Genomic DNA, 20161 nt, shown 5'->3' with positions numbered 1-20161 from the left:
TTTTATTGTTAGGTATGGTTTTTGAAACGACTATACTAAAAGAAATGTGATGAAAAGACAGCTATTTTTTTTCTTATTTGCTTTATGTACTTGTTCTCTGTTTGCGCAGCAACCAGATAAGAACGAGAAGAAATCTATTAGAATACCTGCTGTTGAAACCAAAAAAAAGGACACTACACCTAAACTTATTATTAAACCTGAATCTAAAATTGGAATTACCAAGCCTAAAAAGAATGTAGCTGGTATTCCAACTGAAAGTAAAGCAGCTATTAAGAAGTCTAAAAAGGAATTCTCAATGATTCATGATAATGGTTTGAGAAATCCTGGAGAAATCTTTGAAAAGCGTTTTAAGAAAGTAGCTGTTGAGCAAGGTTTAGCTATTGAAACCATGGCCGATGTGTTCTTAGGTGATATCAAAAGTAATGGTGCCTTTGTTAAGATTGTTTGTCGTGATCACGAATACCCAGATGGTGATTTGGTTCGTGTATTTGTTAATGATGAAATTATAGTTCCTTCATTATTACTTACTGGTGGTTATAAAGGCTTTGACGTAGCTTTAACTCCAGGTGTTAATAAAATTGTGTTCTTGGCTTTAAACCAAGGCGATTCTGGTCCTAATACGGCTGAGTTTATCGTATATGACGATAATGGAAACTTAGTCTCTTCAAAAAAATGGAATCTTCTAACAGGTGTTAGAGCCACAGTTAATGTGATTAAGCAAAAACCTCTAAATGAAGAAGAATCTAAAAGTGAAAAAGCAGATAATAATTAATTAAAGATTCTGAATATCTCTTGATAGACTATTAAAGAGCTTTGCTTTTGTCTTCAAATACTTATTTTGCAGTGAAATGGCTTTTAACTGTGAATCAATCAAACTTTTTTCTCGAGAATTAATTAGAAATAAAGAACTTTCTCCAAAACTAAACTTTCGTTCTTCGGCATTGAGCATAGTTGTATAATCTAAAACGATGTCATCTATGAGCAAGTTTTGTGTTTGAAACGATTCTAACTCTCTATATAAAGCCAAAACTTTGTTTTGAATCGTAATTTTCGCATTATCAATTTCAAATTGTAAATCTTGAAGCTTAGCTTTAGCCAATCTTAAGTCACCTCGTTCTTTTCTTAAAAATAGAGGGAAGGCTATACTAAATCCGCCTTTATATTGGTTCGTATTAAATGATCTTGCAATATCTGGAGTTTCAGTTAAAAAGTTATATTGTACATCAATTTTTGGTAAAAGCTTATTTGCTTTAAGTCGCTTATCGACTTCTAATCCCTCATATTTAAATGCTAATGACCGCAATTTTGGATGATTTTCTAAAACAAAATCTGTTAGCGGTAAACCAGAAATTTCCAGAACATCATCAACAGTATTTTCAATAGTTGTGTCTGGAATAACACTGGGTTGTAGTTCTATGGGAATGTCATTATTAAGCCATAAAAATGTCGATAGTTCTAATGAAGCCTTCATAAATTTTACTTTGGACTGTTCTAGACCTAAAGCTCTATTCTTTACTGTTATACCAGCTTCAACAGAATCTATAGCTGCTTTATCTCCATTTTCAGCACTGCGTTTAACACCTTGAAATCGCACTCTAGCATTTTCCAAAAACTGCTCATAAAGTTTGGTTTCATTGTAAGTTTGTAGCCAATTAAAATAGGCTAATGAAGCATCAAACAAGATCTGGTTGACTAATATCTCTCGATCTGCTTTTGTTTGTTCTCTAAAAAATTTGGCCTTCTTTAAGTCGGCCATTCGTTTGTTAATAAACAGACCTTGTCCCAGTGAGGCTGAAATGCCAGCACTATATAAACCATCATCTGGTAAAGAGTTCTGTGGGTTTAAAAATACACCATCAGTTTGCTCAAAGCTCCCTTTGAGTTCAATACCATACCAAGTTGGGATCTTAAATGTTGCATTGAGTTGATCATAGTATTCTATATTTTTAAATGTCTTACGCTCGTTATCAACTTCAATTTTTGGATCAAAACTACCTCGTGCTTTCATTAAGTTGGCTTGCCCAATTTGTAAAGTTAGTTCGGCTTGTTTTGCTATGGGATGATATTTTTTTACATAGCCTAAATATTCACTAAAACTAAGTATTGTTGGCTCATCATTTTGTGAAAAGCAAAGCGATACCATAAGAAGACATAATGCACTAAAATGTTTCGTCATAATGGTCATTATTTTTTAGCTGTTTTAGGTTTCGAATCAGTTTCAGGTTGATAATAGTTAGGAGGGAAGCCATTCAGTTTTCGCCATAATTCGAACCAGATAGGAACATCTTCTAATAATGCAATTGTTTTTGCACCAGAACCAACGCGTATGGCATCTGGCCATGGATGGTCTTCTTCATCTGGAGCGAGTAAGACTCTAAATTTGCCATTGTCACTTATAAATCGTTCTATGGCTACTACTTTTGCGCCATAAGTACCATAGGATATATTTGGCCAACCACTAAATACAATAGCAGGCCAGCCATCAAACTGTACACGAACTTTTTCGCCTTTGTGAACTAAAGGTAAGTCTATTGGATCTACAAACATTTCTACTGCGATATCATAATTAGAAGGCATAATACCTACTAGTTCTTCCCCTTCTTTAAATGTTTCTCCAATTCCGCCTTTAATGGCTTTGTTTATAAAACCGTCTTGAGGCGCTCGAATATAATAGAGGTCATTCCTAATTTCATAACTCGTGAAATCACTTTCTAGTTTTGTGACTTGAGCTTCAGCATCAAATTGATTAGACTCTGCCGTGAATTTATCACTCTGTGCTTTAGAAATCTTGTCTGCATATTCTGCCTGTACACGATTAATTTCGACTCTTGAATTAATCACTTCGTTTTTGGCCGCAAGTAATTTGTTTTTCTGAGAGATTAACTTTGCCTGCGATTCTTGAAATTTTGAACGCTTTTCTTCGAGCTCTGTCAATGACTTTAGACCTTCATCATATAATTTTTGTATGGCTCCAATTTGACGCTCAGCTATTCCTAAATTAATTTTTACTGCTTCTAAATCAATGCTATCATTCTGTACTTTTAGTTTTGCTTGCAGTAATTTATTTTGGGCTTGCTCTAATTTTAATTTACGCTCTCTACTTAAAGCACCAATTTGGTTGTTAAGCGCATTTACTTTTGAACCATATGATACAACAGAAGCTTCTTTAGCTTTAATTTGTTGCCCTGTACGATTAACTAGGTTAGGATCAAAATACTCATTCTTTATTTCTGAAATAAATAAAATTGTATCTCCTTTTTTTACTTCATCACCTTCTCTTACATACCATTTTTCTATACGTCCCGGAATTGGAGATTGAATAGTTTGTGGTCGTTGGTCTGGTGTTAAGGTCGTTATATTACCACGACTATTTATGTTTTGTGTCCATGGCAAAAACATGATGACAACAACGGTAATCGCAAAAGCAATTAAAAAGCGATTGAAATGCTTAAAATGTCTTTTGTGAAATACCTTTTGTACCGATTTATATGGTGATAAATCAACTTTTTTATTGAGTTTATTATGAGAAATATTTAGCATCGTCTTTCTGGTTTAAACAATTTTACCATTTTCTAAATTGATAATTCTTGTGCATTTAGTTTTCCAATCCATGTTATAGCTCACTACAACTAATGCCCACGGATTTCGTTTATCTGTTATGAAATCTATGATTTTTAAGGCTTCAGGCTGTTCAAATTGCTCTAAAGGATCTTTAAGTAACAAGAGTTTTGGTTTTTTAAGTATGCTTCGCGCTAACACAATTTTCTTTGAAACTGTTGACGACAAACGCTTTCCTTCTGGATATAAGATGGTTCTTAAACCATTTGGCTGCGATTTGACAAATTCTACCAAGTTTGTTTGTTCTAAAACAGTATTGATCTCCTCTTGAGAAATGGTCTCATCACCAAAGGTTAGATTGTCTCTTATGCTGCCTTCAAAAGGAGATTCCTCTGCTAGAGATTGACCTACTAAACTTCTATAATCATTAAGCTTTATACCACTTAAAGCAATATCATTGACGTAAATACCTCCTTTAGATGGCTTATTGATTCCAGCTATTAGCTTCAATAAGGTAGACTTTCCAGAGCCATGGGAACCATGTATTAAAATTCGATCTTTTGGATCGATCTGTAATGAAATATCTTCAATGATTGGGTTTGGTTTTTCAGGAACAGTATAACTCACACGATCCAATTCGACTTTAAGTATTGAGTTTTCAGAACTCACAAGGTCTCCATCTTGTGGTTCTAGTTCTTTATCAACTACTTGTCCGAGTTTTTCAATTGAAGTAAGTACATCATAAAAGGATTCTAAGCCTAAAATTAGTTTTTCAACAGAATTTATGACCAATAGAATGATGATTTCTGCAGCAACAAACTGCCCAATATTCATTTCTTGGCTTAATACTAAAAAACCTCCAATAACTAGTAATCCAGCAGTAACAAGGACTTTAAAGCCTATAAGCTTTATGAATTGTTGCACCAGAACTCTGAAATGACCTTCTCTGGCGTCTAAATAATCAGACACTAATTGGTCGTTTTTGTTAAGGGCTAGATTCGTTTTTCCTGATAGTTTGAAACTTAATATAGAACGCGCTACCTCTTGTATCCAATGTGCTACCTTATACTTTTGTTTAGACTCATCTAAACTTGTGTCCAGACCTCGTTGCGCCGAAAACTTAAATACGACGTAGATTAAAAGAATGAGTAAAATCCCATAGATAATGAAAAAAGGGTGATAAAATGACAGTAGCATTAACCCAAAAATAATTTGAAGCAATGCAGCAGGAAAGTCTATCAATATTTTGGACAACCCTTTTTGTACTGTTAATGTGTCAAAAAACCTATTCGCCAATTCTGGTGGATAGTAATTACGTAATTCACTCATTTTTATCTTCGGAAATCGATATGAGAATTCAAATGAAGATCTAGTGAATATTTTTTGTTGTACGTTTTCTATGATACGCATTTGCATGAGTTGTAAAATTCCTGCAAATGCCACACCTAGCGTAACTAAAATAACTAGTACAATCCATGAGCTACTGATTTGTGCTCCTTGTATAAGGTTGATGATTGCTTGAATCCCTAATGGTAGTGAAAGGTTCACTAATCCTGCAAAAATGGCATAGTAAAACACCTGCTTAATATCTTTGCGGTCTAGTTTTAAAAGACCTATTAAGCGTTGCCAAGACGTCAATATTGTTTTTGTCATTTGTTAGTTGTTAAGGCATTAAAAACTAAATGTGTAAAATAATCTGAAGGTTGTATTTTATGATCACAGTCTGTAAGCGACTTGAAATGATCTTTTAAAAAGTGCTGATGTAAAGCGCCTTCTAAAACAGTGCTAGCAAGACTATGAGGGAATTTATAATCTTTATTAACTCCAATAATCATATCACGTAATCGAGTGACAAGACGTTTATAGATAGAGAAATACCCATCTTTATTTTCTTCGTCAACCTCTTTGGTTAAATATGATTTTGAGTATTCATTAATGACTACACGACTTAGTACAACTTCGTCTATATGCTCAAATGTTGAATCTGCTTCTATTGTACGTGTTAATATATTAATTGCCTTTTCTAACTTTTCGTTTGGATTAGACATATTGGCCGTTGAGAATACTAGCTGATATTCTAGCCAAGCCCAATACCAAGAGGTAAGATAGAGTAGCAGTTTATGCTTGCTGTCGAAGTAGCGATATATAGAGCTTTCGTTAGAACCAATGGCATTTCCTAGCTTTTTGAAGGTAAAACTGTCAAAACCTATATCATCAATGAGCTTGATGCTGTTCGCTATAATGCGCTTCCCGAGATCTGATGATTGAGGATCTTTTAAATAGATCTTATCGTTGATGTCAATCTTTAAATTTGATAGTAAACTTTTCATTTATTTATAAATTACATGCAAATATAATAGTAATACTATTAATTTTGCAAGTTTTAACTTTAGGTTAACTTATTTCATATTTACTTTAGATATTCAATTATTACTGCTATCTTTACGTAAAGAGGTGTATTGTGCACCTTATAATACTAGATTTCAAAATAAAGAATGGCAAAGTCGCAACAGACATTTAACAAAAGTGAAAAAGAAAAAAAACGTTTAAAGAAACGCGAAGAAAAGCGTAAAAAAATGGAAGCTCGTAAGCTCGAAAAGGAAGAAAAGGGAGGTGTTGATAGTATTCCGTTTGCTTACGTAGATCAGTTTGGCAATTTAACAGATACACCACCAGATCCAGCAAACAAAATTAAAGTAAAAGCAAAAAACATTGTACTTGGCGTACCTAAAAAAGAAGACGTTGAGGAAGAAGAGTACGATCCAATTAGAAAAGGGAAAGTATCTTTCTTTGATAATTCTAAAGGTTTTGGTTTTATTATCGATACAGAAGATCAGGAAAAGTATTTCTGCCACGTGAGTGGATTAATTGATGAGATTCAAGAAAATGATAAAGTACAGTTCGAATTAGAGAAAGGGAATCGTGGTATGAATGCGGTTCGTGTGAAGTTAATCTAATTTGACAGAATAATTAAAAAATATTAAAAAGCTAATGATTCTTCATTGGCTTTTTTTATGGGATAGCTATTAGCTTATTAACTTCTCCCATCTCTAGGTCTTTTAAAGTAATACTCCCAATTCTTACTCTTACCAATCGCAATGTAGGAAAACCTACTTGTGCAGTCATTTTGCGTACTTGCCTAAACTTTCCTTCATTAATAGTAATTGAAATCCATGAGGTTTTGCCGTGGCGTTCATCACGAATCTTTTTAACGCGTTGAGGAAGATTAGGAGTAGCTTCTAATTTAAAAACTTTGCAAGGTTTTGTTAGGTATGATTCATTTTTATGAGTAATGGTTACACCTTGCTGCAATTCAACTATGGCTTCATCTGTAATGTCTCCATCTACTTGTACATAATATTCTTTATCGGTTTTTGAGCTGGTAATCTCGTAGCTTATTTTTCCATCTGTAGTAAGTAGAAGCAAACCTTCAGAATCTTTATCTAGTCGTCCAATAGCCATCGTGCCTTCTGGGAAATCGTATAATTCTCCTAAGAATTTTTTATTGCGTTCATGCCTAGCATTTGTTTTAAACTGACTCAAATACCCATAAGGCTTAAAGAGTTTAAAATGGTAATGCTCCATATTAAATATCTCCTTTTAAAATTGAATACACTAAATCCTTAGTTAGCTGTTTGTCTTTAGCTTTGGAGCGAATAGTATCAAACGACATTCTAAAATCGCAGCCCAATTTGTAGGCACTGCAGCCATAAGCCGTTTTTCCTTTGATAATAGTCCCATTTTGACATTTCGGACATTTAGCGTCATCTGATTTTTTTTCTTCGGAAACTTTAACAGCTCCTTTCTTGGCTTCCAAAATTAATTTAAAAGACGCATCAAAACGAAGTAAGCCTTCTGAGACTCCATTATCAGATTTGAATCCTTTAAGGTTAACAGTAGATCCTTTTTGTAATAAACGGACAAATTGTTTTTCGGAAATCTTTTTTCCGTAGATTTTAAAAGGCATTACAAAATCGCAACCCGATTTAAAATGACTACAGCCATAGGCCGATTTTCCTTTGAGGATATGACCCTTTTTACATTTAGGACATTGCTCTGAGGAAATACCTGCAGCTTTGGTTTGGTTTGCTTTTGCCTGTCGTTGTTTAATAACAATGGCTTGAGAGATATTCGCACGCGACGATTCACTGCGGACTTCATACACGAGCTCATCAACCATTTTTTTCATATTCTTGATAAACAAACTGGCACTAAAGTCTCCTTTTTCAATGTCTTTGAGCTGCTTTTCCCAGAGTCCGGTGAGTTCAGCCGATTTCAGTAATTCATTTTGAATCGTATCTATAAGCGCTATTCCTGTTACTGTTGGTAAGATTTGCTTTTTATTGCGTTTGATATATTGACGCTTAAACAGGGTCTCAATTATATTGGCGCGTGTTGATGGTCTACCAATACCATTTTCTTTCATTAAATCACGCAGCTCATCATCGTCTACTTGTTTTCCAGCTGTTTCCATAGCACGTAGGAGAGAGGCTTCGGTAAACTGATTTGGAGGTTTGGTTTGTTTTTCTAAAAATGAAGGTTGGTGAGGTCCTTTTTCGCCTTTTTCAAATGTTGGGAGTATATCCTTAGGCTGATTGCTAGAGGAGGAAGAGGTCTTTCCGAATTTAAACACGACTTTCCAGCCTTCTTTTAAAATTTCTTTTCCAGTAGTTTTAAAATTGACATCATCTGCTTTTCCAATAACAGTTGTATTAGAAACGTCACAGTCTGGATAGAATACAGCTATGAAACGCTTGACAATAATATCATAGACTTGTTGCTGATTGTATTGCAGGTTGATTTGAATTCCGGTTGGAATAATCGCATGGTGATCGGTTACTTTTTTATCGTTGAATACTTTAGCCGACTTCTTTATTTTTGTACCTAAAAGCGATTGGGTCAATTCAGAATAATTAGTCAGTTTCTGAAGTATACCAGGCACTTTTGGATAAATGTCTGTTGGTAAAAACGTCGTATCAACCCTTGGGTAAGTCACTACTTTTTGTTCGTAGAGTTTTTGTACAATCTTTAAAGTTTCATCAGCTGAAAATCCAAATTTAGTATTGCAGTACACTTGTAATCCTGTTAAATCAAAAAGCTTTGGTGCGTATTCTTTACCTTTCTTTTTAGTAATGGAAACAATTTCAAAATCATGCTCCTTGACTTTATTAGCTAAAACTTCACCATCGCTCATATTTAGAAAGCGACCTTCCTCATAAGCAAATAATGTGTCTCGATATAGCGTTTGTAATTCCCAATACGGTTGTGGCTTAAAATTTTCAATTTCTTTAAAGCGATTTACAACCATACTTAAGGTTGGTGTTTGTACACGACCAACAGAGAGTACTTGCTTATAACCACCATGTTTTACTGTATACAAGCGCGTTGCATTCATGCCTAAAAGCCAATCACCAATGGCACGAGAAAACCCTGCATAATATAGATTGTCATAAGTTTCTGAATCTTTGAGGCTTTCAAAACCTTCTTTAATAGCTTCTGTTGTTAATGATGAAATCCAAAGGCGTTGCACTTTTCCTTTGTAGTTGGCTTGATCTAACACCCAACGCTGAATGAGTTCTCCTTCTTGACCAGCATCACCACAGTTAATGACAACGTCGGCTTTATCAAAAAGAGATTTTACAATATTAAACTGTTTTTCTATACCTGAATTGCTCACCACTTTGGTTTTGAACTTTTCTGGAAGCATGGGCAAGTTATTCAAATCCCAGCTTTTCCAATAGGGCTTGTAGTCGTTGGGCTCCATGAGTGTGCATAGATGCCCAAACGTATAGGTCACTGCATAGCCATTCCCTTCGTAATAACCATCGCGCTTGGTATTGGCACCAAGAACTTGTGCTATTTCTCGAGCGACACTAGGTTTTTCGGCAATACAGACCTTCATTTATAATGGCAGTTTTTTTGGATTAAACAGAACTGCAAAATAGGAAATTGTTGTTGTTTTTTGAAAGAGATTTATGCAGAGTTATTAACTATCCTTATTTAAAACTCATGTTTATAAATCTTTATATTTTCTTAGTAACCAGTAAGCGATGCCAAAACATATTCCATTTATATCTAAGACCTTGTAATTCCCAATTAACATCAAATTTTTCAGAATTATTTTTGCGATATATCGGAAAAGTGATTTTGGAGTGTAGCATCGGTCGTTCTTCCTTTACCGTTTTTAAAAAAGAAGCCTCAAGGGAAGATTTTGGGAAATATTGAATCTCTATTATGGTATAACGAGTAGTGCTTTTGTATACATAAAGATTGATGTCGTAAAGATTATCGTAAATATTGTTTAAATCTTGAGTGATTTGTTCTAAGGACTTTACTGTTTTTTTATCGTTTTTCTTTTTTCGACTTTTTAGAGTATTTATATGTATGTCTTTAGGGTTTTTTTCTATTTCAGAAATGATATAAACAGCATTACTCGATATCGTATTCCAGCACGTTTGCCTTGCCAGTTGGAGCAAGCGCATTGTTGCGTCTTCTAAGTCTGACTTTAAATCTTCTTTCTTTACTTTTTTTAGCACGTGACTTTCTTATTTATTGAAATATTCATAGTCGTAACTAATAGAAAAGCGTTGCTCATCATTTTCATAAACATCTACTTGACTCAACAAACCATTGTCCAGATAATGATGTTTGTATAAAAAATGATTATCAAGACTCATACAAGGGTCGCTAAAATAGGTGTATTTTTCCTTAATGCTTCCGTTAGTGTTATAGGACATTCTTGTTGTTATAGCTGTTAAAGGGGCTCTATGTCCAAAGGTCATGTTGTTCAATTGTTCTAAACGAGAAGGATTGATTTCTATTTTTTCAATTAGTCTATTGGAATTATCATAGCTATAGGTGATGGTGTTTTTAACTTGATAATTTGAAAAATGGAGTTCTTTTATTAAGTTTTGATTGCCGTCGTATTTATAAGTTTTAACATATAAATCTTTTAGCGTTGGTTGACTAGACTCACTAATAATTTCTATTTTAGTTGTCTTGCTTAAGAGCTTATTAAAGTCTGACCAAACTTGCAACACTGTTTTTCTCTTAATGGCATTAGTGCCATTTTTAGTCTCACTGGTAATTTGAATTAAATTCCCTCTTTTGTCATAATCATTTTTATAAACGCCATCTTCATCTTTAATTAAATTGCCATACTTATCATAGGCGTATTTAAATAATGTAACATCTGTGGTATCTATTTTGTCAATCCATTGCAGTGCAATTTTATTGTCATTTTTATCATATGTACTCCTATAAAATGTGCCAATACGTCCCATGTTCCATTCAATAACATTTCCGCGTCTGTCATATGCTTTAAAAAAGGATGTGCAGCCGCTATTAGAGCCTGTAAAGCAATGTTTTTCAAATGATGACTTTAATTGGTTTTTGGCAATGATTTTTTTGTCATTGCCAACTTGCGAAAAAGACCATTGGACCGTTAGAATGCATAGAAAGCTTATGATTTTTTTCATTTTAATTGCTCTTCAATATCTTTATAGTTATTCGTGTTTTTGATAATATTACCTTGATCATCAACAAGCATATAGGTTGGAAATGTGCTGATATACATGTTTTTAGTCAGTCTGTCATCATAATTATCGACATCTCTAAAATTTGCCCAATTATAAGAGTTACTGTCAAGGTAGTTCATCCACTTTGAGTGGTCTCTATCTATGGATACACCAATAAGTTCAATGTTATTGGCTTTTAATTTATCCAGTTGCTTTGATATGTATTTATGGTCTTTTACACAAGGTTTGCAATCTACAAACCAGAAATCTATAAGATGGATTTTTCCTTCAGAAAATGTAATATCAGAGAGCTCATTATTAGTATTTAAAAATTTATAATTGGAAATATCAATGGCATTTACAGTTAAGAGATTTTCGATTTTTTTAAAGTCATTATACAAATGATTTTTAATCTGTTTGGGTTGACGATTTAATATAGCATAGGCTTTTTGTAACTCGTCTTTGTTTTGCATATTTTTCATCAAAAACTGTGAGGCCACATGAATTGAAAATGGATTTTCTATATGTGCATCTAATTCTTGCAACAAAAATTCGTTTTCCGAAGTACTAATTTCTGATGAATTTGATGACATTTTTTTATATCGCTTACTAAAGTCTTTGGCTTTGTAGTACAGGCTAGATCCTATAACAGTATCTATTTCTATTTTTTTTGAAATGCGACCTTTAATTTGTAACTGTTGTCCGTCTAACCACATTTGATTCATTATCAATCCGTTTTTTGTATAAAAATTGATATTGTATAAATCATTGATACTATCATTTAAATCAATATTCATAACATTTGAAAATGGTAAAAACTGAAATTCTCTGTCTTGTGCTATATTGGAAATAAATACACTGTCAATTTCAATATCCGATTCAAAATAGAGATTTAAATCTGATAACTTCTTCTTAGGTTCAGATTGACAACTAGCGATTATTAATGAGAAGAGGGCAAGTATTAAGAACTTCTTCATAGATAAGTATGTATAGGTTTTGACTGATTTTGCTTCTTCAACAATATAGCAAAAGATAAATAGATATTTACGAGTTTAACAAAAGCTTAAATAGGGTTGACATCTTATTATTTTGAAAAATAATGTACTTCACCTAAGTCCATTAACAACGTAATATTTGGGAATCGCTCTTGTAGTTCATTTTGATTACGTTTACTAAAATCTGGCGGAATATGTGTAGCGATAATATGTTTTGGAGCAAGGATATCGTTCACTTGACTACTATCACTATCGTCCAAGAGTAGCCAATAGGGCAGGATTGCTATATCTAGTGTTTTGTTTTTAATGTCTAAAGTTTTAGCAGGCTCACGAGTTAAACTCCAATCGGTATCACCAACATGCAAAATGTTATAACCACCAAGATTGACTAAATAAGCAATGTTCTGAGTTTTATTGTGTCGTTGTGGATTGGTATGATCGCACTGAATTGCTTCAATTTTAATTCCTGTGGCATTAAAAGAATGTGCTTTTTTATTATATGGAACAGGAAAAAACCGACTAGACATACTATCTAATTTTGTGCGAAGCGTAACAACATCTTTCATTAACTGAGATGAGCCTATAACATAGGCTTCATCACTAGATTCAAGATATCGTTTTGCATATCTTCCACTAAAATGATCACCATGAAGATGCGTAAAGAGACAAAACTCTATTTTGGAAAAATTTTTGAATTCTCCTTTTATTAATTGATTGACCATAGATTCTGGAGGATAGACATATGGTTTATCATAATACTCATGTAAACCATCAATGATAACGGTTTTATCATCATACTCTAAACAAACACCCATATTTCCAGTATAAGCTAATTTAAGTGTGTTTTTAGTATCTGAATCCAGAACAGCTGTTTGATGCTTTAAATAACCAGTAGAACTTGAGTCTTGTTTAGAAGTATTGGTCTGACAAGCAATTAAGCAAATGCTGTATATAATTAGAATATATTTATTTAATCTCATGTGATTAGATTTAATCTTTTTTGTAATTGGGATTTAACCGAAGATTCCCAATCTGTTTTTAAAATACTCATCAAAACGGCATCTGTACGACCTATTCCATCTATAGCTGGAAAAATGCTACGTAAAACACCTTCTTTTTTACAACCAACACTTTCCATGGCAGCAATACTAATGTCATTTTCAACATAAGCTCCTAATCCAATTCTTTCAGCACCCATATTTTCAAATGCAAATTTAAAAAGTAGGTATTTACAATGCTTATTTAATCCAGTACCTCTAAATTCTTTTCCATACCAAGTATAACCTAGCCTGATAGCTTTTAATATTGGAGTAATTTCACAGTACCTTGTGCTTCCTGCAAATTTATTTTTGATTTTATCAAAAACGATAAAAGGATAGTCTTTTTCAGCTTTTCGATTGTTTATAGTAGACTGAATATATGCCGTAAGATTTTTAACGCCATCACCTTTTATAAATGAATATTTCCATATATCACTTTCATTAGCGATATCAATCAAATCATGAACATGTTCAATTTTTAGCGGACTCAGTTTTACAACATCGTCTTCTAAAATATAATTGTCTTTAAAGTTGAAGTTAAGCATTTAGCCCGTTTTATATCTTGAGACTAAAGTTAGTGAAAAAGGGGATACTATGTTTTGATACTTGAGTAGTTTAAAATGATGATTAGATAGATGTCAATTGTTCGTATCTGTATTCTTTTGCTGTTGTCTTACAAATTCTGCTGTTCTCTCTAACTGTTCTTCAAGATTCCATTCAAAGTTAAAACGGTTTCTTAAAAATTCAGCGATGGGTTCGAGACCAATTTCAGATCTTCTTTTGTCAATATTTTTGGGATCATAAACAGGCCATACATTGAAGGTTTTGGTTTCAGGATAAAATTTCATTTGACCACCGTAAATTTGTAACTCTCCCTTTTCTGTAGCAATCCTATCTGCAGCTCTTACTAAAAAACGAGGTTCTAGTTTTTTATCTTTTACGGCCTGTGTCATCATGGGAAGGTATTTAATTCTAATCTCATTATCAGAATGTTGAATCACATTGCAGAGTGTTAGATTACCTTGTTCGCCTCCAATCATTTCTCTTGTAGGCCAACCGTACTTGTCTAGAATATCAATTACTTTTTTTTCATTTATGATATGATTCTTCTTATAGATGTCTTGTTGTACTCGAGCTTCTTTTGACTCTACACCATAAATATCCATTAGGGAGTCTCGCAATCTTATAGGTTCCTGCTCAGTTCTCCATATGGTGTCCAAAACAGCAATTAGATTTACATTCTCATTGTTTAAATCTGTTGATGTTTTAGTTTTTGTTTTATTTGTGCAAGACATCAATAAAAGCACATTGAATACTAGTAGAAATCGCATTAAAATTGTTTTCATAACGTATATTATTTATTACCGTGGTTTTTTGTAAAAGATGTATCCAAGCCATAATAGGCCTAAACTAATACTAATTGCTACGTAAGTGGTAAAATTAATGAGTTCATTAGAATATAAAACATGTGTAAAGATTATGAGATATGCTAAATATATCAGATTTAAGATTCTATTTTAATGATTTAGCATAGAACTCAAAACCCCTTACAATCAAATCATTATCTACTAAACAATCAATCTTTGGACGCCCAATTTCAGTTAGTAATACAAAATTGATATTACCATGTTCATTTTTCTTATCGTACTTTAATAAATCGATAATCGCATCATAGTCAGACGTTGAGATTTCAACATGCTTATAGATGTTATTAATAGTTTCAGCGATGTATTCTAAATCTTGTTTTGGAAAGCCCAATAATTCCGAAGAAATAAAACATTCTAAAACCATACCTATAGCAATAGCTTCGCCATGGAGTAACTCTTCTTTTTCAGGATGACTTAAAAAATAGGATTCTATGGCATGGCCAAGTGTATGACCAAAATTAAGATGTTTGCGTTCACCTTGTTCTAGAGGGTCACTCGTCACTATATCTTTTTTAATGACTACAGATTCATGAATTAAAACGTCTAAATCCTCCAGCGTGAGCTGAGATAAATCGGTAAGCTTATCAAAGTAGTTTTTGTCTTTTATAAGTCCGTGCTTTAGCATTTCAGCCAAACCAGATTTCATTTGATTTTGTGGTAGTGTGTCTAAATAGGATGTATCAATGATCACCATGTCACCAGAACTAATAACGCCAACTTGATTTTTTAAAGTACCAAGATCAACACCTGTTTTTCCACCGACAGATGCATCAACCATAGCCAATAATGACGTTGGGATATTAATATATTTAATACCGCGTTTGAATGTGCAGGCTACAAATCCGCCAAGATCCGTCACGACACCACCACCAAGATTGAGTAGTAGGCTTTTACGATCTGCACCAAGTTCAGATAAAGCATTCCATACACCAACGCAAGTTTCTATGGTTTTAAATTGTTCGCCAGCATCAATTTCAATTACCTCTATAATTATAGGTGTATTGAGTTTTGACATAAACTTTGATAGACAATGTTCATGTGTGTTATTGTCTACAAGGATAAAAATCTTTGAGAAGTTATGAGTATCAATATAAGTATTAAGCTCTTGGTAAGCCTTGGTATTGAAATGAACAGTATAGGTTTTGGTTGTTATAGAATTCATACATATTTTGAAAGTGGAAAATTAGCGACTTTTAGTAACATAATAACTACCGAATAATTATTTTTGTTATATATTTTTCACAAATGGATACAAATACTCTTTTTGATAATACTGAAGTTGCTTTTGCACTAAAAAACGACTCCCAACTAGAACGCGCCTATTTTCTTTTTAAAATGATTTCTCATGAGCCTTTGGTAAGAATTGGTACAGCGGCTACTAATTTTGCTTTAAAAGCCAAATTGCCTGTTGAAGGTTTAATTCGTTCAACAGTATTTGACCATTTTTGTGGCGGTGTAAATGAAGAAGATTGTTTGCCTGTAATCGATAAGATGTATACTAAAGGCGTGAGTTCGGTTTTAGATTATTCGGTAGAAGGGAAGGAAGAGGAATCAACTTTTGATGAAGCGAGAGATAAGATTATAAAGATTATCAAATTTGCAGATGAAAAGGAAGCGATGCCAATTGTAGTATTTAAACCTACAGGTTTTGGGCGCTTTTATTTGTATCAAAAGAAAGGAGAAGGACAAATATTCACGCAAGAGGAACATGAAGAATGGAATAGAATAGTAGACCGATTTGATATGGTTTGCCAATTAGCTAAAGAAAAAGATGTTGAAGTACTGATTGACGGCGAAGAAAGCTGGATGCAAGATGCAGCAGATGAGCTTTGTGAAGATATGATGCGCAAGTATAATACAGAAAAGCCCATTGTGTATAATACCTTACAGACTTATAGATGGGATCGTTTAGAGTATTTAAAAGCAATTCACGAACGTGCAAAAAACGGCAATTTTAAAGTTGGATTTAAAATCGTACGAGGTGCTTACATGGAAAAGGAACGCAATCGAGCAGAGGAGAAGGGCTATAAATCTCCGATTTGTGAAACCAAGGAAATTACTGATGAAAATTTCAATACGTGCATGAGATATATTTTAAATAACTTAGATGATATCTCTTTGTTTATAGGGACTCATAACGAAGAGAGTTGTTATATAGCAATGGATCTCATGAGGGATTTGGGTATTGATAAAAAAGATAATAATGTTTGGTTTGGTCAACTCTATGGAATGAGCGATCATATTAGTTTTAATTTGGCAGAACAAGGTTATAATGTAGCTAAGTATGTGCCATTCGGGCCAGTAAAAGACGTTATGCCTTATTTAATACGTCGTGCTGAAGAGAATACCTCAGTTGCTGGGCAAACAAGTAGAGAGCTTAATTTGTTGAAGCAAGAAAAAAAGCGCAGACGACTGTAAGCATAAAAAAATCCGCAAGCAATGCGGATCTTTTCGTTAGGTTATCATTAAATTAGAAGGGTTTGTACCATTTTTTCTTTCGTGTAGGATTATTTCCATAGCCATAGCCATAGCCTTTCTTTTTCACTGTTCCGTTAAGTAATGTTACCATACGCGGTAAACGCTTTTCTTCATACATGGTTTGTGCGATATGCAATTGGCGCTTGTCAATATTGTTAGCACTAATAACATAAATAAAAAGATCTGCATGATCACTAATCAAAAGGGTATCTGTTACTAATCCAACAGCAGCTGTGTCAACAATAATATAATCGTATTGTTCTTTAACATTTTCGAAGAGATACTTTATGCGATCACTCATTAATAACTCTGCAGGATTAGGAGGTATGGTTCCTGAAGGAATCACATCTAAAAATTCGTTGTCCTTAACACTAACGGTAACATCTTTGATGCTTAATGATTTATCAGAAATGAAATCGGTAAGTCCTTTATTACTTTTTATTTTCAAGTAATCATTAACTCTGGGTACTCTAATATCTGTTTCTATAAGTAATGTCTTTTTCTCAGAAAAGGAGAATGAACTTGCCAGATTGGTCGTTGTATGTGATTTTCCTTCTTGAGCTGTAGTAGAGGTTACAAAAACAGTTTTACATTTTTTATCTACTTTTTGAAGCATGAAATTAACATTTGTTCTAATGATTCGAAAGGCTTCAGCTTTAGGAGAATAATCAACTTTGTTTACCACTTTAGTTTTGGTGTCAGCCTTGGGTATGTCTCCAATAAAAGGTGCTTTAACTAAGCGCAATACATCTTCTTTACTGTGAACTTTAGTATCAATTAGATCTTTAGCATAAATAAATGATACTGGGATGATGAGACCAATTAATATAGCGGTTAGGTAAATAATTTTCTTCTTAGGTGCTACAGGATCGTCATTTGTATAGGCATAATCAATAACTTTTGCGTTTGCTGTTGACATGCCAAGTGTAATTGCTGTTTCTTCACGTTTTTCTAATAAATAGAGGTAAAGGGACTCTTTGATATCTTGCTGACGTTTGATGTCTCTAAATTGACGCTCTTTTCCCGGTGCAGAATAAATTTGCCCACGAATTCTAGAATCTTCTCTGTTTAAGTTATTTAAGGTAATTTGATTAGCATCTTTAATATTGTTTAAACTTTGATTGAGATTGTTTTTTAGAGCTCTAATTTGATCATTTAGTTTGATAACCGTTGGGTTTTTCTCACTAGAGTTTTTAAGAATACGATCACGTCGTAGTACTAAATCATTATGATTTTGAGTAATCTGTGCCACATTACTATCAGTTATACCAATGTCTGCAGGTAGTAAATCTGTACCAGAATCGTTATTGTTTAGACGGTCGCTCATAAATTCAACCAATTGCAATTGATTGCTAGTTTGATTAATCTTTGCTTCCGTTTGACGTTCACTTTCTAGAAAGATATTAGACTGAGAGGATAAGGCAGTTAACCTGTTGTCTTTTTGTAATTTTTCAGCTGTAAAATCGACCTGTTCTAATTCGTTTGAAACAACATTTAAACGGTTAGTGATAAAATCTGAAGTGGCCTTTACAATAAGCTCTTTATCATTAATGACATCTGCATTGTATTTCTTAATGACCTCGTCTAATATTAAACGCGCCTTTTCTTTAATGCTTTCGTTTAAGGATAGTTTTATAACATTAGATTTATCTGTAGTTCCTATCTTAACCTTAGATAAATAAGCTTCAACAACACTGTGAATTGGTCTAATATGTATTTCAATAAAGGAGCCTGGTTGAGAGCCATATGCATCAATATTTGGTGTAATAACAAAGTCGCCAAAAGACCCTTTGACACGATCACCAAAACTATGTGTTGTGGTTTCTCCATCATCAAATTCTAAAAGCTTATTCGTGTTTACTTTTGACAATTCATATTGTTGCGCAGATATAATTTTTATGTATAGTGATTTGTGCACATCGGCTAATACAGAATCACTCAAGAAGAAATTTATATTAACAGGAGGGTTGGAGTAGATTTCTTCTTTTTTTACTTTTCCACTGACATAGTAGCTAATATTTAACTTTAGATCTTTAACGACTTGAGTAAGTATAGATCGTGATTTGATTACTTCTATTTCATCCACAACATTAGGAAGTGTAGATGAAAGTCCTCCATTTTGCAAAGAAGATATTTCAGATAAACTTCTAGAGTTTTCATCTTCTTTTAATTTTATTGTAGCATTGGCTTGGTACATAAATGTACTATATCTAATTTTTACAAATGCCGCAGCTAATGCTATTAATAGACAAAAAGCGATGAGTTTCCATTTAGATAGGTATAACTCAACCAAGTTTACTATAGTGTCTTTATTTGTTAGGGAATCTTGAGACATAATACTATAAATCTATTATTAGTTTCTGAAAATAAAAATTGCAGCTACTGTTGCAAGTGTTGAGATTGCAGAAATTAAAACACCTGTATTTGGCGTATACGAAGAGGTTTTAATTCTTGCACTATTTGGCTCTACATAAATGACGTCATTCTGTGTTAAATAATACACAGGAGAGTTAACAACGTTTATAGAAGTCAAATCATATTTTGCATATTTTTTCTTTCCATCAACCTCGCGAATTAAAAATACGTTATCTCTTTTTCCATAGATTGTTAAATCTCCTGCCAAACCTAATGCTTGCGTCAAAGAAATACGTTCACCTTCAACAGTATATGCTCCAGGTCTATTAACTTCTCCAAGAACCGTCACTGTAAAATTGATAAGTCGTATATTCACAATAAACTCCTTTACATATTCGCCAATCTTTTCTTTGAGCATAGCCGTTGCTTCCACGCGTGTAAGTCCGCCCATTTTTATAGTTCCAAGTACTGGGAATTCTATATTGCCTTCAGGATCTAATAAATATGTTTGCCTTAAAACGGTTGGTTGATTAGCAGCACCTCCAGAAGTATTATAAGCAACTGCAGGTAAATTAAACGCAGCTACAGATTCTGGAATTTCAGCAGACACATCAATGGTTAATATATCATTTGGTTTATATCTAATTTGAAAATTATTATCCAATTCACTCAAACTTACATCTGTAATTGGCTCATCTTGAAAATATACAAGCTCTTTTCTTGTACCGCAAGATGATAGTATTACAAAAGAAAATAAAAGAAATAATTTTAAAGTGTTACTCATATTTTGA

The 20161-nt window shown here is 33.3% G+C and carries 18 protein-coding genes; 3 read left to right on the top strand and 15 right to left on the bottom strand.

The annotated features are described in order from the left end of the window. Positions 1 to 49: 49 nt before the first annotated feature. On the top strand, positions 50 to 772 hold the full coding sequence (locus KWG70_RS07010; protein WP_230935287.1) for a hypothetical protein: 723 nt from the start codon (positions 50 to 52) through the stop codon (positions 770 to 772). On the opposite strand, the gene KWG70_RS07005 is transcribed toward KWG70_RS07010, so the two are convergent. Genes KWG70_RS07005 through KWG70_RS06990 form a run of 4 tightly spaced genes read right to left on the bottom strand, consistent with a single transcriptional unit; the run spans position 773 to position 5888 of the window. Next, complete coding sequence (locus KWG70_RS07005) at positions 773 to 2176, bottom strand: TolC family protein (RefSeq protein WP_230935286.1); 1404 nt, start codon at positions 2174 to 2176, stop codon at positions 773 to 775. 8 nt (positions 2177 to 2184) lie between these two features. Further along, the gene (locus KWG70_RS07000) at positions 2185 to 3540 is read right to left on the bottom strand and encodes an HlyD family secretion protein (RefSeq protein WP_230935285.1); all 1356 of its coding nucleotides are present in this window, start codon (positions 3538 to 3540) and stop codon (positions 2185 to 2187) included. Between the two features lie 12 nt (positions 3541 to 3552). Further along, complete coding sequence (locus tag KWG70_RS06995) at positions 3553 to 5211, bottom strand: peptidase domain-containing ABC transporter (RefSeq protein ID WP_230935284.1); 1659 nt, start codon at positions 5209 to 5211, stop codon at positions 3553 to 3555. Further along, a complete protein-coding gene (locus KWG70_RS06990) occupies positions 5208 to 5888 on the bottom strand; it encodes a TetR/AcrR family transcriptional regulator (RefSeq protein ID WP_230935283.1) in 681 nt (226 codons plus the stop codon). The genes KWG70_RS06995 and KWG70_RS06990 overlap by 4 nt, the downstream gene beginning before the upstream one ends. A gap of 165 nt (positions 5889 to 6053) precedes the next feature. On the opposite strand from KWG70_RS06990, the gene KWG70_RS06985 reads away from it, so the two are divergent. Continuing rightward, positions 6054 to 6515, top strand: coding sequence for a cold-shock protein (locus KWG70_RS06985; RefSeq protein WP_230935282.1), 462 nt, complete (start codon positions 6054 to 6056; stop codon positions 6513 to 6515). Positions 6516 to 6570: 55 nt separating this feature from the next. On the opposite strand, the gene KWG70_RS06980 is transcribed toward KWG70_RS06985, so the two are convergent. The 9 genes from KWG70_RS06980 to aroB form a co-directional block, all read right to left on the bottom strand. Continuing rightward, positions 6571 to 7143, bottom strand: coding sequence for a pseudouridine synthase (locus tag KWG70_RS06980; protein WP_230935281.1), 573 nt, complete (start codon positions 7141 to 7143; stop codon positions 6571 to 6573). A gap of 1 nt (position 7144) precedes the next feature. Continuing rightward, the gene (locus KWG70_RS06975) at positions 7145 to 9460 is read right to left on the bottom strand and encodes a type IA DNA topoisomerase (RefSeq protein WP_230935280.1); all 2316 of its coding nucleotides are present in this window, start codon (positions 9458 to 9460) and stop codon (positions 7145 to 7147) included. 121 nt (positions 9461 to 9581) lie between these two features. Further along, entirely contained in the window at positions 9582 to 10094 is a 513-nt protein-coding gene (locus KWG70_RS06970; protein WP_230935279.1) for a hypothetical protein, read from the bottom strand. A 9-nt stretch (positions 10095 to 10103) separates the two neighbouring features. Beyond that, complete coding sequence (locus KWG70_RS06965) at positions 10104 to 11036, bottom strand: hypothetical protein (protein ID WP_230935278.1); 933 nt, start codon at positions 11034 to 11036, stop codon at positions 10104 to 10106. Continuing rightward, complete coding sequence (locus KWG70_RS06960; protein WP_230935277.1) at positions 11033 to 12052, bottom strand: TlpA family protein disulfide reductase; 1020 nt, start codon at positions 12050 to 12052, stop codon at positions 11033 to 11035. Before KWG70_RS06960 ends, KWG70_RS06965 begins: the two co-directional genes overlap by 4 nt. A gap of 107 nt (positions 12053 to 12159) precedes the next feature. After that, positions 12160 to 13050: an MBL fold metallo-hydrolase gene (locus KWG70_RS06955; protein ID WP_230935276.1), complete on the bottom strand. Its 891-nt coding sequence runs from the start codon at positions 13048 to 13050 to the stop codon at positions 12160 to 12162. Further along, positions 13047 to 13655 carry a GNAT family N-acetyltransferase gene (locus KWG70_RS06950; protein WP_230935275.1) on the bottom strand — a complete coding sequence of 203 codons (609 nt, stop codon included), beginning with the start codon at positions 13653 to 13655 and terminating at the stop codon, positions 13047 to 13049. Before KWG70_RS06950 ends, KWG70_RS06955 begins: the two co-directional genes overlap by 4 nt. A 93-nt stretch (positions 13656 to 13748) precedes the next feature. Continuing rightward, positions 13749 to 14456, bottom strand: coding sequence for a DUF6624 domain-containing protein (locus KWG70_RS06945; RefSeq protein ID WP_230935274.1), 708 nt, complete (start codon positions 14454 to 14456; stop codon positions 13749 to 13751). A 166-nt stretch (positions 14457 to 14622) separates the two neighbouring features. Continuing rightward, positions 14623 to 15699, bottom strand: coding sequence for a 3-dehydroquinate synthase (gene aroB / locus KWG70_RS06940; protein ID WP_230935273.1), 1077 nt, complete (start codon positions 15697 to 15699; stop codon positions 14623 to 14625). 83 nt (positions 15700 to 15782) lie between these two features. Here aroB and KWG70_RS06935 point away from each other — a divergent pair, with 83 nt between their 5' ends. Next, positions 15783 to 16955, top strand: a complete 1173-nt coding sequence (locus KWG70_RS06935) for a proline dehydrogenase family protein (RefSeq protein WP_230935272.1) — start codon at positions 15783 to 15785, stop codon at positions 16953 to 16955. Between the two features lie 52 nt (positions 16956 to 17007). On the opposite strand, the gene KWG70_RS06930 is transcribed toward KWG70_RS06935, so the two are convergent. Both KWG70_RS06930 and KWG70_RS06925 read right to left on the bottom strand, forming a co-directional pair. Continuing rightward, the gene (locus KWG70_RS06930) at positions 17008 to 19350 is read right to left on the bottom strand and encodes a GumC family protein (protein ID WP_230935271.1); all 2343 of its coding nucleotides are present in this window, start codon (positions 19348 to 19350) and stop codon (positions 17008 to 17010) included. An 18-nt stretch (positions 19351 to 19368) separates the two neighbouring features. Then, positions 19369 to 20154: a polysaccharide biosynthesis/export family protein gene (locus KWG70_RS06925; RefSeq protein ID WP_230935270.1), complete on the bottom strand. Its 786-nt coding sequence runs from the start codon at positions 20152 to 20154 to the stop codon at positions 19369 to 19371. Positions 20155 to 20161: the final 7 nt, after the last annotated feature.

The sequence above is a fragment of the Psychroserpens luteolus genome, assembly GCF_021032705.1.
Classification (GTDB): domain Bacteria; phylum Bacteroidota; class Bacteroidia; order Flavobacteriales; family Flavobacteriaceae; genus Psychroserpens; species Psychroserpens luteolus.
The sequence above is the reverse complement of the archived record's forward strand: the minus strand, read 5'-3'. Positions and strand labels throughout refer to the sequence as shown.

What these genes read in the sequence shown, in the direction of transcription:
- KWG70_RS07010 (WP_230935287.1), top strand. Translation starts at nt 50, where the DNA reads ATGAAAAGACAGCTATTTTTTTTCTTATTTGCTTTATGTACTTGTTCT.
- KWG70_RS07005 (WP_230935286.1), bottom strand. Translation starts at nt 2,176, where the DNA reads ATGACGAAACATTTTAGTGCATTATGTCTTCTTATGGTATCGCTTTGC.
- KWG70_RS07000 (WP_230935285.1), bottom strand. Translation starts at nt 3,540, where the DNA reads ATGCTAAATATTTCTCATAATAAACTCAATAAAAAAGTTGATTTATCA.
- KWG70_RS06995 (WP_230935284.1), bottom strand. Translation starts at nt 5,211, where the DNA reads ATGACAAAAACAATATTGACGTCTTGGCAACGCTTAATAGGTCTTTTA.
- KWG70_RS06990 (WP_230935283.1), bottom strand. Translation starts at nt 5,888, where the DNA reads ATGAAAAGTTTACTATCAAATTTAAAGATTGACATCAACGATAAGATC.
- KWG70_RS06985 (WP_230935282.1), top strand. Translation starts at nt 6,054, where the DNA reads ATGGCAAAGTCGCAACAGACATTTAACAAAAGTGAAAAAGAAAAAAAA.
- KWG70_RS06980 (WP_230935281.1), bottom strand. Translation starts at nt 7,143, where the DNA reads ATGGAGCATTACCATTTTAAACTCTTTAAGCCTTATGGGTATTTGAGT.
- KWG70_RS06975 (WP_230935280.1), bottom strand. Translation starts at nt 9,460, where the DNA reads ATGAAGGTCTGTATTGCCGAAAAACCTAGTGTCGCTCGAGAAATAGCA.
- KWG70_RS06965 (WP_230935278.1), bottom strand. Translation starts at nt 11,036, where the DNA reads ATGAAAAAAATCATAAGCTTTCTATGCATTCTAACGGTCCAATGGTCT.
- KWG70_RS06960 (WP_230935277.1), bottom strand. Translation starts at nt 12,052, where the DNA reads ATGAAGAAGTTCTTAATACTTGCCCTCTTCTCATTAATAATCGCTAGT.
- KWG70_RS06955 (WP_230935276.1), bottom strand. Translation starts at nt 13,050, where the DNA reads ATGAGATTAAATAAATATATTCTAATTATATACAGCATTTGCTTAATT.
- KWG70_RS06950 (WP_230935275.1), bottom strand. Translation starts at nt 13,655, where the DNA reads ATGCTTAACTTCAACTTTAAAGACAATTATATTTTAGAAGACGATGTT.
- KWG70_RS06945 (WP_230935274.1), bottom strand. Translation starts at nt 14,456, where the DNA reads ATGAAAACAATTTTAATGCGATTTCTACTAGTATTCAATGTGCTTTTA.
- aroB (WP_230935273.1), bottom strand. Translation starts at nt 15,699, where the DNA reads ATGAATTCTATAACAACCAAAACCTATACTGTTCATTTCAATACCAAG.
- KWG70_RS06935 (WP_230935272.1), top strand. Translation starts at nt 15,783, where the DNA reads ATGGATACAAATACTCTTTTTGATAATACTGAAGTTGCTTTTGCACTA.
- KWG70_RS06930 (WP_230935271.1), bottom strand. Translation starts at nt 19,350, where the DNA reads ATGTCTCAAGATTCCCTAACAAATAAAGACACTATAGTAAACTTGGTT.
- KWG70_RS06925 (WP_230935270.1), bottom strand. Translation starts at nt 20,154, where the DNA reads ATGAGTAACACTTTAAAATTATTTCTTTTATTTTCTTTTGTAATACTA.